General features: G+C 57.9%; 12 protein-coding genes and 1 tRNA gene. 8 read left to right on the top strand and 5 right to left on the bottom strand.

Translation table 11 applies throughout. The features are described from left to right. Nucleotides 1–178: 178 nt before the first annotated feature. From ONB52_03005 to ONB52_02975, 7 genes are all read left to right on the top strand, one after another. Entirely contained in the window at nt 179–1,093 is a 915-nt protein-coding gene (locus tag ONB52_03005) for a hypothetical protein (protein ID MDZ7415112.1), read from the top strand. 115 nt (nt 1,094–1,208) lie between these two features. After that, nucleotides 1,209–1,904, top strand: a complete 696-nt coding sequence (locus ONB52_03000; protein ID MDZ7415111.1) for a type 1 glutamine amidotransferase — start codon at nt 1,209–1,211, stop codon at nt 1,902–1,904. Between the two features lie 235 nt (nt 1,905–2,139). Further along, nucleotides 2,140–5,625 carry a DNA polymerase III subunit alpha gene (locus tag ONB52_02995; GenBank protein ID MDZ7415110.1) on the top strand — a complete coding sequence of 1,162 codons (3,486 nt, stop codon included), beginning with the start codon at nt 2,140–2,142 and terminating at the stop codon, nt 5,623–5,625. A 69-nt stretch (nt 5,626–5,694) separates the two neighbouring features. Next, nucleotides 5,695–6,171 (top strand): SRPBCC family protein, encoded by a 477-nt coding sequence (locus ONB52_02990; GenBank protein MDZ7415109.1) that lies wholly within the window; start codon nt 5,695–5,697, stop codon nt 6,169–6,171. A 2-nt stretch (nt 6,172–6,173) separates the two neighbouring features. Further along, entirely contained in the window at nt 6,174–8,318 is a 2,145-nt protein-coding gene (locus ONB52_02985; GenBank protein MDZ7415108.1) for an OmpA family protein, read from the top strand. A 105-nt stretch (nt 8,319–8,423) separates the two neighbouring features. Then, on the top strand, nt 8,424–9,101 hold the full coding sequence (locus ONB52_02980) for a glycosyltransferase family 2 protein (GenBank protein MDZ7415107.1): 678 nt from the start codon (nt 8,424–8,426) through the stop codon (nt 9,099–9,101). Nucleotides 9,102–9,129: 28 nt separating this feature from the next. After that, a tRNA-Pro gene (locus tag ONB52_02975) sits at nt 9,130–9,204 on the top strand. Nucleotides 9,205–9,378: 174 nt separating this feature from the next. Here ONB52_02975 and ONB52_02970 read toward each other — a convergent pair. From ONB52_02970 to ONB52_02950, 5 genes are all read right to left on the bottom strand, one after another. Then, a complete protein-coding gene (locus tag ONB52_02970; protein ID MDZ7415106.1) occupies nt 9,379–9,915 on the bottom strand; it encodes a DinB family protein in 537 nt (178 codons plus the stop codon). Nucleotides 9,916–9,921: 6 nt separating this feature from the next. Continuing rightward, nucleotides 9,922–11,031 carry a deoxyhypusine synthase gene (gene speY / locus ONB52_02965; GenBank protein ID MDZ7415105.1) on the bottom strand — a complete coding sequence of 370 codons (1,110 nt, stop codon included), beginning with the start codon at nt 11,029–11,031 and terminating at the stop codon, nt 9,922–9,924. Beyond that, entirely contained in the window at nt 11,015–11,887 is an 873-nt protein-coding gene (locus ONB52_02960) for a tRNA (adenine-N1)-methyltransferase (protein ID MDZ7415104.1), read from the bottom strand. The genes speY and ONB52_02960 overlap by 17 nt, the downstream gene beginning before the upstream one ends. Before the next feature lie 18 nt (nt 11,888–11,905). Further along, a complete protein-coding gene (thiI, locus tag ONB52_02955) occupies nt 11,906–13,156 on the bottom strand; it encodes a tRNA 4-thiouridine(8) synthase ThiI (protein MDZ7415103.1) in 1,251 nt (416 codons plus the stop codon). A 221-nt stretch (nt 13,157–13,377) separates the two neighbouring features. Next, entirely contained in the window at nt 13,378–13,512 is a 135-nt protein-coding gene (locus tag ONB52_02950; GenBank protein MDZ7415102.1) for a hypothetical protein, read from the bottom strand. A gap of 135 nt (nt 13,513–13,647) precedes the next feature. On the opposite strand from ONB52_02950, the gene ONB52_02945 reads away from it, so the two are divergent. Continuing rightward, nucleotides 13,648–17,040, top strand: a complete 3,393-nt coding sequence (locus ONB52_02945; GenBank protein MDZ7415101.1) for a T9SS type A sorting domain-containing protein — start codon at nt 13,648–13,650, stop codon at nt 17,038–17,040. Nucleotides 17,041–17,251 lie beyond the last annotated feature (211 nt).

The raw sequence follows: 17,251 nt of genomic DNA, 5'->3' as shown, positions 1-17,251 counted from the left end.
CCGTGGTCTATCGGCAAGCCCTGCGCCCGCACGAACAAGTCGCACAGCAAGGTCTGCGTGTACGACAACGCCTGAAAGGATGTATACCTGGTTTGGAGTTGGAATTTGCATTTCAAAGCGCAAAGCTTCAGCACCAGCATCCGGCGATGGCAGTTACATCGTTGCGGGTGGGGTCGGCATGCCAGCAAAGATTTTGTTCGGTACAGCGTATCGTCTGTCTCACCACCGGCTTTCCCGTGCGCTCAGACGTGAAAGGATGGTTTTCGGCATGAGAAAACACTGTTTGGCGGGGGCGCTGGCCGGGCTCCTGATTCTCGGCTGTTCCGGCCGTAACACATTGAGCCAGGAAAGTAAATCCTCTCCTTGCTCTCAGGCCCGCCTCGCCTTCCTGCTGACCAGGAATCCTTTTGCCGATTCGCTTTTAAAAATCTTTGCCGATCACCTGCTGCCTGGAGATTATCTCCTGGTCGGCGGTCCGGACAGCCAGGCGCAATGGGCAATATCAAAAGCCAACGAAGCCCAAAGCCGGATCAAGACGGGAGTGCGGGTGTTGTCGTGGGCGGGGTATGTTGCCATCGACGAGTTGGAGGCGCGGGTTCCACGCCTGCCACAAAGTCTCGACTGGGTGGTCTACGACTACGAAGGCGGCCCGGAGTTCTCGCCCGAGTTCACCCGGGACCAACAGGCTTCCCTCGGGTTTTTTGAGCGCGGACAACAGGTGAGCCGGCGACACGGTTTTCAGTTCATGGTCACACCACCTTATGGCCAATTGCGTGGCGCCAACTGGGACTGGGGCAGAGTGGCCCGTTTCATGGAGGCGATCACGCTGCAATTTCAGGCATTTCTCCAAGATGAGCAGCTTCTGGAGACGGAGGTGAGAAACGTGGTCGGTCAAATCCGTGAAGCATCACCCCAGACGCTCACTTTCATTCAGCTCTCGATCGTTCCGGAACGGGGCACAGTGGAGGACAACCTCCGGGCAATTCGGCGCCTGGAGGATGAAACACAGATCTCGGCGTTCCTCATTTTCTATCGTCCAGACCAGAGCGACCTGCTGCGTGATTTCTTCCGTCAACTTTCACGCTGCCAGTGATGGGCAGAAGACAGAAAGCACCGGGATTTTCGGGTGTGGCGCCGGCCCCGCACAGCCGCTGCGACTGCCTGCCGGCGGGCAACTGCGCCTGACCATCAGCAACATCGGAGAGACAATGCGCGCACATTACCTCCAGCACGTTCCATTTGAAGGGCCGGGGCGCATCGTACCCTGGCTCGAAGCACATGGACATGAGACAACGACTACCCGCCTTTTTGAATCCTGCCAGCTTCCCGATCCGCAGGAGGTGGATTTCCTGATCGTCATGGGCGGTCCGATGAGTGCCAACGACACGGACACCGTGCCGTGGCTGGCTGAAGAGAAGGCCTTCATTCGCGCATGCATCCAACAGGGCAGGCGGGTTCTGGGTATATGCCTGGGCGCCCAACTGATCGCCAGCGTGCTGGGCGCCAGAGTGTATCGCAACCCGGTGAAGGAGATCGGCTGGTTTCCTGTGCAGGGAGTCTCTGCCGGCAACGGGGAAGTTTTTCGTTTTCCGGCGGTGTTTCCGGCGTTTCACTGGCACGGGGAAACCTTCGATTTGCCGCCGGGGGCAATCCGGATTGCGCGAAGCGAGGCCTGCGAGAATCAAGCTTTTCAATTTGGCCGCGCGGTCATGGGCTTGCAGTTTCATCTCGAAATGACGGCCGCGGCGGTGGGGGAGATGGTGGCACACGGTCAGGCCGAACTTCGACCGGCAAAATTTGTGCAACCGGCCAGCGCCATTTTGGGGGCATCGTCTGAACAATACCGGGCGATGAATGAGCTCATGGCGGCCGTGCTTTCCTTTCTGGCAAACAGCGGGGGGTGAGCGGCGCGTGGCCGGCCCGGGCTGCGCTGCGACCGCCTGTCATGCTGCAGGTGATGCGCCTGCCGGTGCGCCACACCGATCGGGTGTGTTGTCACACCGGGGGCGGCAATTGCGCAAAGGTGTTCATGCGCTGGTTTGCAGCCGGGAAATCCTGTTGCAATTGCTCCGTGAGTTTTCTATTTTCGCCGGCGGTTTGACCGGTACATTTCAACCTCATCACTTGCACCTCCGGGCCATGTCAGGATTCGTCCATCTCCACAACCATTCCCATTACAGTCTGCTCGATGGCGCCTGCCGCATCAGGGATCTGGTGGACGCGGCACAACGTCATCACATGTCCGCCCTGGCGCTCACTGACCACGGCAACATGTGCGGTGCGATTGAATTCTACAAGGCCTGCAAAAAAGCCGGCATCAAGCCGGTGATTGGCGTGGAAGCCTACATGGCGCCGCGCAGCCGCCGGGAAAAATCCTCCTCCAAAACCGGGATGGCCGACACTTCGTTTCATCTCGTGCTGCTGGCCAAGAACCTGCAGGGCTACAAAAACCTCATGCGGCTGGTTTCCATCGGGTATCTCGAGGGTTTTTACTACCGGCCGCGCATCGATCGCGAGGTTTTGCAGAAGTATCATGAGGGCCTCATTGTGTTGTCGGCCTGTTTGAAGGGGGAAGTGGCGCAAGCCCTGCTTGCCGGCAACGAGGAGGGCGCCCGCCGGGTGGCGCTGGAATACCGCGAGCTGTTCGGCGATGACTACTATCTGGAAATCCACAAGCACGGCATTCCGGAGGAGGATGTCGTCCGCGAGAAAGTGAAGGTGCTCAGCCGTGAGCTCAGCATCCCGCTGGTGGTCACCAACGACACGCATTATCTCAAACGCGAGCACGCGCTGCCGCATGATGTGTTGATCTGCCTGCAAACCGGCAAGGACCGCGATGATCCCAACCGCCTGCGCTACACCACCGATCAAATCTATTTCAAGTCGCAGGAGGAGATGCAAAGCACGTTTGCGGAGGAAAGCGCGGCGCTGAGCATCACCGAGGAGATTGCCCAAAAGTGCGATCTCAAACTCGATTTTGACAGGGTGCATTTGCCGACCTTCACCATTCCGCCGGCGGAGCAGGGCAAAACCCTGGATGAATATCTTGAAACGCTGGCGTTCCGGGGGCTGCGCGAGCGTTACGCCGAGGTGACGCCGGAGCTGGAGGCACGTCTGCGCCATGAGCTGGCGGTGATCAAGCAAACCGGTTATGCCGGCTATTTCCTGATCGTGCAGGATTTCACCCGCGTGGCGCGGGCCAAGGGCATTCCGGTCGGCCCCGGCCGCGGCTCGGCGGCCGGCAGCCTGGTGAGTTACTGCCTCGGGATCACCAACATCGACCCCATCAAGTACAATTTGATTTTCGAGCGCTTCCTGAATCCCGAACGCGTCACGATGCCGGACATCGACATCGACTTCTGCTATGAACGCCGCGAGGAAATGATCAAGTATGTGCGCGAGAAGTACGGGGAGGCCAACGTCACCCAGATCATCACTTTCGGGACGATGGCGGCGCGCGCGGTGATTCGCGACGTCGGGCGCGTGCTCAAGATGCGCTACAGCGATGTCGACCGCATAGCCAAAATGATCCCCGCCACCCTGGGCATCACGCTCGACAAGGCCCTGGAAACGGTCAGCGAGCTGCGTGCGCTGGTGGAAAGCGATGAGACCCACCGGCAGCTCGTGGAATATGCCAAAGTGCTGGAGGGCCTGGCGCGGCACGCCTCGACGCACGCCGCCGGCGTGGTGATCACACCCGACGAGCTGACCAACTACACGCCGCTCTACAAGTCCAACACCGGCGATGTCACCACGCAATATGACATGAAGTCGCTGGAGAGCATCGGCGTTTTGAAGATGGATTTCCTCGGCCTGCGCACGCTGACGGTGATCGACAAGACGCTGAAGATGCTGAAACAGCGGGGCATCGAACTCGATATCGACAGGATCCCGCTGGATGATCCCGCCACCTATGCCATTTTCGGCAACGGCGAGACCATCAGCCTGTTCCAGTTCGAAAGCTCGGGCATGCGCGAATATCTCAAGAAGCTCAAGCCGCAATGCCTGGACGATCTCATCGCCATGAACGCGCTTTACCGCCCCGGACCGATGGATATGATCGATGACTTCATCGCGCGCAAGCAGGGCACCAAGCCCATCGAATATCTGCATCCGGCGCTGGAGCCGATTTTGAAGGAGACCTACGGCATCATCGTGTATCAAGAGCAGGTGATGCGGATCGCCAGCGATCTCGCGGGTTTCACGCTCGGGGGTGCCGATTTGCTGCGCCGCGCGATGGGGAAAAAGATTGCCGAACTGATGCAGCAGCAGCGCAAATTGTTCATCGAAGGCGCGGTGGCCCGCGGCATTCCCGAAAAGATCGCCCATCAGATTTTCGATTTGATGGACAAGTTTGCGGGCTATGGTTTCAACAAATCGCATGCGGCCGGTTATTCGCTGGTGGCCTATCAAACCGCCTATCTCAAGGCGCATTATCCCGCGGAATACATGGCCGCCACGCTCACCAGTGAAATGAGCGACACCGCGCGGATCGTGGTTTTGATCGAGGAATGCCGGCGCATGGGCGTCACCGTGCTGCCGCCGGACGTCAACGAGAGCCTGGCCGAATTTGCGGTGGTCGATCAAAAAATTCGCTACGGGCTGGGCGCGATCAAGAACGTCGGCCTGGGCGCGATCGAGAGCATCATCAAGGCCCGGCAAAAAGGAGGGAAGTTCTCCTCGCTTTTTGATTTCTGCGCGCGGGTGGACTTGCGCACGGTAAACAGAAAAGTGCTGGAAAGCCTGGTGCAGGCCGGCGCCTTCGACTCCATCACGCCCAATCGCAATCAGTTGTTGCTCGCGCTGGATGCCGCCACCGCCTATGCCCAGCGGCAACAGGATGACCGTTTCCGCGGCCAGGCTTCGATTTTCGACGATGTGCCCGCCGCGATGGAGATCGAGCCGGCCCTGCCGGAAGCACCGGATTGGAAGCCCGATGAACGTCTGAAGCGCGAAAAGGAATTCCTGGGCTTGTATCTCTCCGGCCACCCGCTCGATCGTTACGCGCTGGAAGTGAATCTGTTTTCCAAACATCGCCTGCAGGATTTGGAGGGCATGCGGGACGGGGTGCAGGTGATGGTGTGCGGCATGGTGACCCAACTCAAGACGATACTCGATCGCAAAGGCCACCAGATGGCATTTGTCACACTTGAAGACTACACCGGCAGCACGGAGGCCATCGTGTTCAGCGAAGCGCTGGCCGCCCATCGCGAGCTGCTGCAGGTCGACAATGCCATCGTGGTGATCGGACGCACCTCCAGCCGCGAGGAGGAGGAGCCGGCCAAGATTATGGTCGAAAAAATTCTGAGCCTTGAGGAGGCCTGGCAGGTGATTCCCAGGAAAGTCATGCTGGACATGACCGTGGACAAGCTGAATGAGGCGCTGTTGCAGCGGCTGTCCCAGATGGTGCGCATCCATCAGGGTAATTGCGGTTTGTATTTTCGCGTTGGCGGCTGCGAGCTGCCGTTTTATGAATTTCAATCACGCTCGCTGAAAGTTCGGCCCACGGCCGAGCTCGTGAAGTTCATGCGGGAAAATTTCGGGCCGGACACCGTGCATTTTGAGATTGCGTTTCCCGCGGACAGCCAGCCGGGGGCCCGCCGGCGCGTGCCAGTGTCATCCTGACATGGCGGCAGTGGAGAGGGAGGAGGCAAGCAACGAGTCAGGTCAATCTCATCAACCGGGGCTGCAACGATGACAGTACTCTCCATTTCCAAAATTTTGGCACGTGACCGCCGGCAGATATGGCGGGTGGGCGCTGATCTCAACCGCGCAGGACAATGGGTGGCAGGTATTGCGGGTGTGCATTTCTTGCGGGGCCAGCCGGCAGGCCTCGGCGGCCAATGGCGTTTTCAAATCAAGACGGAGGCTGGCACGCAGGTGGTTGAGCTGGAAATCACCGAGTGGCTGCCGGGTGAGCGGTTCAGCCTCAAGCCGGTGCGTGAGACCGGCAGGATTCACGGCATTGAACTGTTTCAGCTCATTTTCGATCTGAGCGGGCCGTCAGCAAGAGAGACGATTGTCAACATTCAATGTGAATATGAGCCACTGAGCAAACTCGGCCGGATCAAAAATCTGACTTTCCTGCGGCGCCAGTATGTCGCACATCTCTCTCAGGCCATCGACGCCCTGGATCGGCTGGCGGCGCAGGAATCACCTGAATCGAATTGAAGATGCGATTCTCTCACCGTTGGATGCTGGCTGGCTGCAGCCTGGTGTGGCTGGCGGAGGCGCTGCCGGGCCACGCACAATTTGTCATTTCTGTCAATCCGGCAAATGCGAATGACCCCCGCGTGATGTTCGCCAATCCCGCCGCGATTTCCACCGGTTCGTCCCGTGCTTATCTCGGCTTGAAATTGATTTACCCGGGGGCCATTCCCAACAATGCCTTCGCGATGAAGGCTTCGCTGGGGCATCTGACTCTTTCCAATTTCGCGCATACCGGCTGGTCTGCCGGTCTGGGCACGCGTTTCTTCAGCACGCCGCTGTTCAGCGAATATCGCTTCGGCCTTTTGACAGCCAAACAGATTGTCGAACAGTTCTCCCTGGGAGTGGAGCTTGCGCTGCATGGCCGCCAGTACGCTGCCGGAAATTTTGATCTGGTGGATGCCAACGATCCGGTGTTTCAGGGGCGCAGCGGTGTCATGGTTTTTGATCCGGGTATTGGTGCCCTGTACCGTTTGACCGAAAGAATCGCGCTGGGCGCCTCGGTGCATCACCTTTTGCGTCCGAATATTGCGCTGGGCCGCCGGAAGATGCGCACGCCGCCCGAGTATCAAATCGGCATGGGCATCTCACACCATGTTGTAAAGGTGGACCTGGGCTGGCACTACTGGCAGCATAACTGGCGCTTGCAGGCAGGATCAGAACTGCTCGGTTCATCCGTGGGGCGCGTGCGTCTCGGCTATGCACTGCAAAACGTGCATCTCGACGGCCAGCTCAATTTGCACAACCAGGCGTCATTATTTTACAGCTTCAGCCTGCCTGCCAGTGATTTGGGACTGATTAGTGCCGGCTCGCACGAGCTTGGCTTGGTGTTCGACTTCAGCGCGCGGGGTGAAGCAGGCAGGGGGGAGGTGCAACCGAGCGAGCGGGCACCGGTCGCAACGCCACAACCCGGACGCAAGCTGCCCCGGCTGTACGCGGAGATTCGCGCGCTGGTCGAGGAAGTGACAATTACCGAATCGCGGCAAATTCAGGAGGAATTGCCGTTGATTCCGCGCATTTTCTTTGCACGCAATTCGGCGCTGCTGGCGGAATCGCGATACGATTTGCTGCAGGAAGGACAGTCGCTGCACGCGGCATTGAATGTGAGAGAGATCAACAGCGCATACCGCAACTTGCTGAACATCATCGCCGAGCGCTTGCGCAACCATCCGGAAGCACGCATCCAAATCCGTGGCCACAGCCCGGGCTTGCCGGTGGAGGAGTCGCCGGCGCGCATCGCCCTGCAACGCGCCAACTCGGTGCGCAAGCATCTGGTCGAAAACCTGCAGGTGAATGCGCAACAGGTGAGCGTCGCGCTCGGCGAGCCGGAATTGAGTGAGGGCCAGAGCCACGATCCCCAACGACTGGAGGAGCTGCAGCGGGCGGAGGTGTTTGTTGATCCGCGCTTTGAGGAGATTCTTCTCGCGCCGATCATGTCATTCAAGAGGGAGATCGATGTCATTCCCGGGATCTGCCGTTTTGTCGTTTCTGCCGTGGCTCCGGGCGCGGGTCTGGCGGGGTGGTCGCTGGCATTGCTCTCCGAGCAGGACACGGTCGATGTGATCAGCGGCCGTGGCCCGGTGGCCGACACGCTGACATGGGACTGGCGCTTCGATCCGAACCGGCAGACGAGTTTCTGGCGGGAATTGCGTTACACCCTGCGCGTCTACGATCAACTAGGCCAGGTTTTTGACACGCCGGCCCACATCATTACAGGCCGACAGGCAAAGCTGGAGAAATTGCTGATCGAGAAGATACCGATCATCCTGTTCGGCTTTGACGATGATCGTCTCGACCTGGCTTCACCGCGCCTGCGGAAAAAATTGCAGCAAATCGCGGCAAAACTCAAAGCGGAACCTGCTGCCACGTGCACGCTCTATGGTCACACCGATGAAATCGGAGAAGAGGAGCACAACGCCCAGCTTTCGATCAGGCGCGCCAATAATGTCCTGGCCGAGCTGGTGCGGTTGGGTGTCGAGCGCGCGCGCCTATCCAGCATGGGCTATGGCGAACGCCGGCCCCTGGCAGATAATCGCCTGCCCGAGGGCCGCATGCTCAACCGGCGCGTCGAAGTACACATCCGGCACGTGGGCGAGACCGGTGAAAAATAATCTTTCAAAACCGGCCAACAAAACCCTTGCAAAAAAGCTCATTTTTCTCTATTGTAAGCGCCGTTTTGGGTGTGACAAGCGTTTCTTTTGGCATAGACGGTTGAGATGGATACCTCTGCGGTGGAAGTGACAGCCGTGCTGCCCGCTTACAATCCCGGTGGCGCGATCAGCAAGGTGTTGGCAGAGGTCAGTGATTATCTCCCTAAAGATCACATCCTGGTGGTCGATGATGGCTCAACCGATGGCTTGCAGCAGCGTGTAGCGGAAGCCGGTGTACAAGTGCTCCGGCATGAGCGCAATCGCGGCAAAGGTGCAGCGCTGCGCACTGCGTTTGACTTTGTCAAGCGCCATTCCACCAGCCAGGCCATTATCACACTGGATGCCGATGGCCAGCATCCACCACGGGAAATTCCGGGGTTCATTCGTGCATTTGTCGAAACCGGGGCAGATCTCATCATCGGGCATCGCTCCTTCGATTTCAGGGTCATGCCGTTGGCACGAATAGCCAGTAATCGCATCACCAGTGCTCTGCTTTCCCGCAAGCTGGGCGTGGAAATCAAGGACAGTCAATGCGGATACCGGCTGCATTCCCGGTTGCTGATTGAACAGATCACACTGGAAACAGAGGGGTATGATACGGAATCGGAGGTGATCATCAAGGCTTGTCGCGCCGGCTGCAAAGTTCATTTTCATCCGATTGCGACAGTCTATGCCGGACAAAAGAGCCATATACACGGGGCACGGGATATTTACCGGTTTATTACTCTTTACTTCAGAACTTGACAACACGTGCAGTGTTTTTCGATTGTTTCGGGGCGTAGCGCAGGCCGGTTAGCGCGCTTGGTTCGGGACCAAGAGGTCGGAGGTTCAAATCCTCTCGCCCCGACTTGTTTAGGAAGTGATGGATGTGATTTTGAGGGGAATAGGTAGGTCAGGGGGATTTTATATTATATTTTCCGTTCGATGTTGACATAACACAAAATCGAATGCGGAAACCAACTCACCCCGAAACGTTAGTGACCTTCCACAAATCCTGCCGACCAGTCGCTTACTCGCTGGGCTAGCTTTGCTGCAGCGTCTCCGCTATCTGCCTTGCATGTCTCTCCATATGCGCTGACAGAAATTCGATAAACTCGACACCATTAAGTGCGCCCAGAGATACGGTATTGATCCACACCTTCTCCAATTGCTGCAGATCAGACGCGCGCACGAATGCAATGGTTTCGCTGCGTGCCCGGCGCAACCCGGCGATCAGCACCTTTGGCGGAATCTCAGGTGTCGGCTCCATGTCTTTTGTCGTCTTTACCGGCTTCATCCGAGCGCGGACGCCCGCGAAATCAGGCGGCGCACTGTCAGTCCTGGCCGCCGCACTTTCACGTTTGCCTTCAAGCAAATCTTTGAGTTGCTGCAAGCGCTGCACTTCGACAAGAATGAGATGATGCACGATTTCGGCGACAGACCAGGCCTCAATGGAATGCTTTAAATTCCAGCGGGACAGCGGGAGGTTTAATGTCTGTTTTTCAACAAGTACGAGACTTTGCTCTAAAGCTGCAATGAGCCGTCCCTCGTCAGCAGATGGGGTTTCGCGTGTTGCCATGAGCAATCAATCTCCCTGCTCCTGCGCGAGTGCAGCGAGATATTCAGACTTGAGGCGTTCGAGCATCTCTGCTCTGCGGTGGTACAAGCGCTTGGGTGTGCGCGGCGGGTGCTTGGAAAGCGCGTATGCAACCAGGATTGGCATGGCGATCGTCGTGTCGCAATAGCAAACCACGGTATCGGGTAATTTTTCCGGATCGACTTTGCCCCAACTGACGGCTTCCGCAGGGGTGGCGCCTGAGAGCCCGCCTGTATCCTGGCGGGCATCTGTGATCTGCAGAAAATAGTCATGGCCATTGTCGGCAATCTTCATGACTTCCTGCAACTGGGGTTCGGTTTGCAGCATGAAATTCTTGGGCGAGCCGCCACCGAAGATCAACACCGCACTCTTGCCGCCGTTGCGTTTGGCATCCAACACAATGGCGGAGGTTTCATTCACGTCGGCATTGACGTCGATAAGCAGACGATTGCCGAGCATGGCTTTGGCTGCCACGTTCATGCCGATCGACGAGTCACCCGGGGAGGAAGTATAAATCGGCACACCATACTCATAGGCAGCCGCCAGCATCGAATAGTTGTGCATGCCGAGCTCAGCTTCGCGCGCGGCGACATATTTCCCGACGAGATGGTGAAACTCGGCCGTGCTCATCGTCCGTTGAAATTCCGGACTCCCGATGATTTGGTAGTAGAAGGCATCCGTATCGAGCAGGACATGATAATCGAAGAAGATGTCATAGATGCGCACCACGCCCTTTTCCCGCAAGACCACATCATCCGCGAGATGCGTGCCTTGGTGCATGGAAAGCCCGAGGCCGAAATGGGTATCGTGATAAAGATTGGCGCCGGTGGAAACGATCCAATCGACGAAGCCGTTTTCTATGAGCGGGATAATTGCGGAAATTCCCAAACCTGCCGGCGACAGTGCGCCGGTCAGGCTCATGCCAATGGTGACATCCGGTTCGAGCATCTTTTCGGTCAGCAGGCGGCAAGCCTCGCGCAAGCGCGCCGAATTGTAGGCAAAGAAGGTCTGTTCCACCAGCTCGCTGACCGTCACGTTGGGCCGGATGGGTGTGGGTGAAATCTTGCGTCCCGAGAGAAATTCATGCTTGTGCTTCATGCTCCTCCTCATTTGGTGATCCGGCAGCAGTGGTTTCCGCTTCCGGAGGGGGTTCGGGTGGCAAGGTCGATTTCTCGGATTTGCGGGCAAAGGTCAGGAAGCCGGTATGTCCCACCATGCGCAATGCTGGCCGCACCGACAGACCGGCGATGTTCCAGGGCCGCAGCATCACCTCCAGCGTTTGAATGGCGATGAAGCAATGCTCGGCACGCAAGGCCTCGACAAATGATTTGGCCTGAATGATGGTGGGGGAATAACTGCAAACAATTGCACCGGCACGCAACTTTGGGGTGGCACCGGGCAGCACCCGCCACGGCTCCGGCACGTCCAGCAACAGCCGGTCCACTTGTTCCTCTTCAAAATGCTCATAGATATCGCACTGCCGCACCACATGATTGGGTGTTTCCCCGGCAAAGAGCTGTAAATTGCGTTGTGCCAGAGTGATGAAATCCTGGCGTATTTCGTAGCTGATGACCCTCCCCTGCGGCCCCACCATGCGCAGTAAGGCGGTGGCCAGTGCACCCGAACCCAGGCCGGATTCCACCACGGTGGCGCCGGGATAGATGTCGGCATATTGCAACATCACTCCCAAATCCTTGGGATAGATCACCGTGGCACCGCGGCGCATGTGCACGACATGATCGTTGAGCGTCGGCCGAAAAACCCAATAGGGCTTGTCGCGCTGTGAACGCAAAATGAAACCTTCCCGGCGTCCGATGATTTGATCATGTGGCAGCAAATCACCGCGGATGTTGGTTGACCGTCCCGGTCGCAGGACGTCGTAATAGAGACGTTCCTTGCGGTCGTAGAAAATCACCGCGTCATTTTCGGCAAACGCCTGGCTGGGATTTTTCATGAACGGCGGTATTGCTGATCAGAGTTGTTCGCGATTCGCCGACGCAGCCGGTGGTGCCGGCAGCTCCTCACACACCTGGCGGCGGAAGCGATAACGCTTGATCACGGCTTGTTGCAGCGCCTTGCCGAGTTCCGCCTCCAGGTCGAACATTGCCTCGAATCGCCTGACGGTCTCGAGCCGGGCATGCGTTTCAGGATTGGGCGCGGCAAACAGGGAGCAACAATCTTCATACGGTTCGATGGAGATGGCATAGGTGCCGATTTGACGCGCCTGCGCGATGATGTCCTGCTTGTCCTCTCCTGCCAGGGGCCGGATGACCGGCAGCCCGACCGCGGCACTGATCACATGCAGGTTCGACAGCGTTTGGCTGGCCACTTGCGCCACATTGTCGCCGGTCACCAATGCCGGTGCATGATAGTTTTGCGCGATACGCTCCGCCAGGCGCAACATTGCGCGGCGGTAAAGGATGACCCGCAGACTCGGCGGGCAAACCGCCACCAGATGCCGCTGCACCTCGGCGAAGGGGAGCAAATACAGCGAAGACAGGAACTGAAAACGGGTGAGAAGCTGAACCTGGCGCTCGACCAGCCGCTGGGAGGCGGTGCTGGTGAACGGTGCGCTGTGGAAATGCACGAAGATCAACTTCACGCCGCGTCGCATGAGGCGATAGGCCGCCACCGGCGAATCGATGCCGCCGGAGATCAGGCAAACTGCGCGCTCGCTGGTTCCCACCGGCAGGCCGCCGGCTCCCGCTACCCGCTCGCAGTACAGCAGGGCATAATCATCGGCGATTTCGACCCACAGCGTGACTTCGGGATGTGTGAGATCCACCTTGGCCGGAAAATGCGCGCATAAATATTCTCCGAGCGCGGCATTGACCTGGGGCGAAGTCCAGGCAAAGGCCTTTTGCGCGCGTTTGGTTTCCACTTTGAAGCTCGCAAAGGTTTTGCCCTGCAACAGCTCTCGTGCCGCATGCTTGATGGCCTCCAAATCCTGCGGGACTCTGATTGTGGGCGCAAAGTAGGCCACTCCAAAGACCTGTTGCAGAGCCTGGCGCAATTGCGGCCAATCGGCTTGCGGCGACAGAATTCCCAGCAAGCGGCCCGGCAGACGCCGCACCTCGAGCATGCCCAGCGACGCCGTTGCGCGCATGATGTTGCGTTGCAGCTTCTTCTCGAAATAACGCCGGTTGTTGCCTTTCAGGGCAATCTCATGGTAGTGAATCACCACCGCGGTGGCAGTCATCTTCGCGGGGAAAAGAGTTGGCATGTTGTTGCAGTTGCTTGCGATCATCGGGAAGCAGCATGGTCTTGTCACGCGTGGGTACGAACATAGCAAAATTGCCTAGAACATGCAAGCAAAAGCTGGCGATACCCTCCGGCGACGCATGCAATTGCGACGAAATTCCGCATTTCCCTCTCTTCTGGTGTAATAAACGGATGCCTGGATAAAATCAGCGCTTGCCATTCTCGTCTGCTTATTGGCCTGCATCACGAACCGACAACCCGCTTGCCGGCCGTGAGGTGGATGACGATACCTTGACGGGTAAACCAGCCGGTTGCTTTTTGTGCCAATACCTGGTTGGAGATAAAAGGTTGCTGCCAAGCGCGTTGATGTTTAACCATCCACACGCTTGCCACCTGCAAACCAACTCAAATCAGGCTCCTTATACATTTTTCGTCTCATCTTTTTTGGAGGCATCCAATATGCTATCGACATCAAAGTGCTCGCGGTTATGGGGAGTGCTATTTGTATGGATCGTGAGCTTTCTCGTATGTGCCGCCCCTCTCTTCGCCCAGCCGGGTTCGCCGCTCGCCGTCTCCACCACCGCCGAGTTTCGTAAGTCCAATCAAAGCAAAGTGTTTTTCTATGATGGCATGTGGTGGACTTTGGGCTATCATGAAGCGCAGGCCAAGTGGTATATCTGGAAGTACGATGGCAGTGTTTGGACGAGGACCAACAAACAGGAAGCCAGCACCAGTTATTACATCGACGCGGTCCTGGACACGGTGAATGACAAGCTTTACACCTTTGCCTCGCATCATACCAAACCGCGCTTTCGGCGGTATGGCTACGCCGGTGGCCTCTGGTCGAAGGAACTGGAAAAGTCGACGCTTCAGTATTTCGTGCATCCCGACAAATCCAACCCGGTGAGCATGGTGCTGGCCAGGAACGGAACCCTGTGGCTGTTTCGTGTCGATGGCAGCAGCAACTTGCAGGCGACTTACTCCAGCAATATGGGCACGACCTGGAGTCCCGCCATTACCATCAAAACCGGCCTGAATGTTTCCACAGGCACAACCGATGCCGTGGCCTTCACGCTCGGCGGCCAAAATTACGTAGGTGTCGGTTATGCCGAGAAGAATGCGGCAAACAGCGCTTATGGCTTCCTCTATCATCGCGACGGTGATGCCGACACCCTCTGGACGGATGAAAGCAGCCAACTGACTTTCTTCGGCAGCGAAGTCGCGCTCAATGACATCTGCATGGCCGTTGATGGCACAAATCAGATTTACATGTTTGTGCGCACCGCCGGCGGCAACAGCAGCGATCCCCGCAACACCCTCTATCGGCGCAACACCGCCGGCGTGTGGAGCAAGTTCGCCGTGAACAATGTTGGTACCGGCCCCTTGTGGACTTCCCCCGCGATTGCGATCGATGGCGAGAATCAGGTGCTTTATTTGCTCGGGCGCAACACCACCTCTGCGATCGTCGAGTACAAAATGTGCAGCATCGGCCAGGAAAACACCCTGCTGACCGCCGCGGTGGATACGCTTTTGGCTTCCGGCACCGATGCCTTCGCCAACATCAGTGTGCCGGCCGGCTTGCTGAATTCGACCACCGGCTTGATGGTGGTGGGCGACAATACGACCGACGATGATTTGTGGTTCAACCTGCTGCCAATCAGTGCCGCCAGCAACCTGATCATCAACTCGGTGGCGGTCTCTCCCGACACGGTCAATTACAATGCCGGCTACACCATCCAGATGACAGTCTCGGCAGGTGGTGCGCTGAGCGCCGGTAGCGGTCAAATTTATTTGCGTTTCCCCGACAACACACTGGTGCCGGCCAGTATCTCTCCTGCCAACATCCTGATCAATGGCACACCGGCGGCCACGGCTTCGGCCAATTCCGCAACGCGGGAACTGGCGATTACGACGCCGGTCAACATCGCTCCGTCTTCCCTCGTCACTGTGGAGGTCACCGCCGCTACCGGCCTGCTCAATCCGACGTTGGCGGGCAACTACACCCTCGAAGCGTGGACCAGCGCGCAGCACACACCCGTGACCTCGCCAAGCTACACCCTGTTTGCCACCAACACCACCGTCACCGCCGCGACCGTCACTCCCTTCCCTGCAGAGGCGGACAGCGCGGCAAATTATACCATCGCCTTTCGGGTGGGCGCAGCCGGACGTCTGCTCAGTGGCACCAGTACGTTCACGGTGCAATTTCCCTTGCCCACGGTAATTGCCAATGGCAGTTTGACGGGAGTGACAGTGAATGCCGTGAGCGCGACGGCCTCCGGCAACAGCAGCAATCGCACGGTAACCATTACCGTGCCGGCAGCGGTCACCATCAACAACTCCGATTCGGTGACGCTTTTCATCCCGTATACTGGAATCACCAATCCCTCCCACGCCGACACGTTTTATTTGCACTTGGCAACCAGCGTCGAAACCACTTTGGTGCAATCGCAGGGATATGACATTCGCATCGGCAGGCCCATCAGTTCAACCACCAAAAACATCGAGCGCCAAAATCAAAGCAAAATCTTCCATCATGGCGGCTATTGGTGGGCGATGCTGCAGGACAAGAGCAGCAAGAACTGGTATCTGTGCCAGCGGTTGGACACCACCTGGACGGCAGTGCGCCTGATCACCAATCTCTCCAAAGCCCGGCCGGACTGCATCCTCGACGCCCCGAATAACCGCGTTTATATCCTGCTGCCAGGGGCAAGCACGACCTACCTCACGCGGCTGACTTACAATCCCGGCAGCCAAACCTGGACAACCGACAGCGGCTATCCCAAGACCGTGTGGGCGGTGCAACAGGCCAACATGAATCTGGTGCGCGCCAACAACGGCGCTCTCTGGGTGTTCTACATCAGCGGCGGTGCCATCCATGGCCGCCGTTCCAGTGACAACGGCAACACCTGGGGATCAGCGGTGGTGATCAAGAGCGGTCTGCACGATCAGAATGGCTTGACGGATGCCGTTCCCTTTACGTACGCGGGCAACAGCTATGTTGGCCTCGGCTATGCGGAGGATGGGAGCTCGAGCGCGATCTTTGGCTTTTTGCGTCACAAGGACACGGATCCTGATACGATTTGGACGGATGAAACTTCCAACCTCGAACAGTTCGATGGCACCGATGCCGATGACCACATCAACATGCTGGTGCACAACAATGAGATCTTCATGATCGTGAAAACTGCGGGGGGCACCGCCACCGCCGCCAAAAACGGTCTGATGCATCGTGAAACGGATGGGGATTGGTCGAGCTATGCGATCAACATCGGCGAAGGCTGGACGCGGCCGGTTGGTGCCATCGACGCCAGCAACGGCGAGCTGTACGTGATGGGCACGACCGAAGGCGCCGTGCAAATCGGCGAGATGAAGCATGTGGCGCTCGGTCACTACAATGATCTGGTGTCGGCCCCGGTCGATACGATCTTTCAAAATTCCAGTGATGACTTCTTCGACCTGTCAGCCGCGCATCATACTTTGACCTCGGCCAGTGATCTGATGGTGCTGGCAAGCAACATCACGCGCGACGCGACCTGGTCGCAATTCATCGCCCTGCTCGACGGCGCATTGGCCAAACCCGGGATTGCGCCGGAGGAGAGCCGGCAAACTGCAAGCGGCGTGGCAACCGGTGCGGGAACCGTGATTACGGCCTATCCCAATCCCTTCAATCCCGTCACCAACCTGCGCTTCCGGTTGACCAGCCCGGCCAGCGTACGGCTGCAGATTTTCAACCTCAACGGGCAGGTGGTACGCACCCTGGTGAATGGCGACCTGCCAGCAGGAACTCACGAACGCAGGTGGAATGGCCGCAACCAACTCGGCGAGCCAGTGGCCAGCGGCACGTATTTCTACCGGCTGCTCGTTGATGGCCAAGCACAAACCGGTCTGTTGCACTTCATCAAGTAAGAAAGCTGCTGGTGCAGGGAAGATACTTTTCAACAGCCGCCATCGGATGGTCCCGCACAAAGCGGGCAGATAATGGCAAGGCTTCCCCGACACCACTTGTCCTCACACAGGACAAGTGGTGTTTTTTTGTTGGAGAGGGCACTCATGCAAGCCGTTGTACCGACTTTTTCTGCAGACTTTCCGCACTTGCCGACCGCTGGGGTATTCTTAA

The organism is candidate division KSB1 bacterium, assembly GCA_034506255.1.
Lineage (GTDB): Bacteria > Zhuqueibacterota > Zhuqueibacteria > Zhuqueibacterales > Zhuqueibacteraceae > Coneutiohabitans > Coneutiohabitans thermophilus.
This window is presented reverse-complemented; position numbering and strand designations above follow the sequence as displayed.

Excerpts from the sequence above, each read along its gene's own strand:
- ONB52_02950 (MDZ7415102.1), bottom strand. The coding sequence starts at position 13,512 with ATGGTTAAACATCAACGCGCTTGGCAGCAACCTTTTATCTCCAACCAG.
- ONB52_02990 (MDZ7415109.1), top strand. The coding sequence starts at position 5,695 with ATGACAGTACTCTCCATTTCCAAAATTTTGGCACGTGACCGCCGGCAG.
- ONB52_03000 (MDZ7415111.1), top strand. The coding sequence starts at position 1,209 with ATGCGCGCACATTACCTCCAGCACGTTCCATTTGAAGGGCCGGGGCGC.
- ONB52_02970 (MDZ7415106.1), bottom strand. The coding sequence starts at position 9,915 with ATGGCAACACGCGAAACCCCATCTGCTGACGAGGGACGGCTCATTGCA.
- thiI (MDZ7415103.1), bottom strand. The coding sequence starts at position 13,156 with ATGCCAACTCTTTTCCCCGCGAAGATGACTGCCACCGCGGTGGTGATT.
- ONB52_03005 (MDZ7415112.1), top strand. The coding sequence starts at position 179 with ATGCCAGCAAAGATTTTGTTCGGTACAGCGTATCGTCTGTCTCACCAC.
- ONB52_02995 (MDZ7415110.1), top strand. The coding sequence starts at position 2,140 with ATGTCAGGATTCGTCCATCTCCACAACCATTCCCATTACAGTCTGCTC.
- speY (MDZ7415105.1), bottom strand. The coding sequence starts at position 11,031 with ATGAAGCACAAGCATGAATTTCTCTCGGGACGCAAGATTTCACCCACA.
- ONB52_02980 (MDZ7415107.1), top strand. The coding sequence starts at position 8,424 with ATGGATACCTCTGCGGTGGAAGTGACAGCCGTGCTGCCCGCTTACAAT.
- ONB52_02985 (MDZ7415108.1), top strand. The coding sequence starts at position 6,174 with ATGCGATTCTCTCACCGTTGGATGCTGGCTGGCTGCAGCCTGGTGTGG.
- ONB52_02960 (MDZ7415104.1), bottom strand. The coding sequence starts at position 11,887 with ATGAAAAATCCCAGCCAGGCGTTTGCCGAAAATGACGCGGTGATTTTC.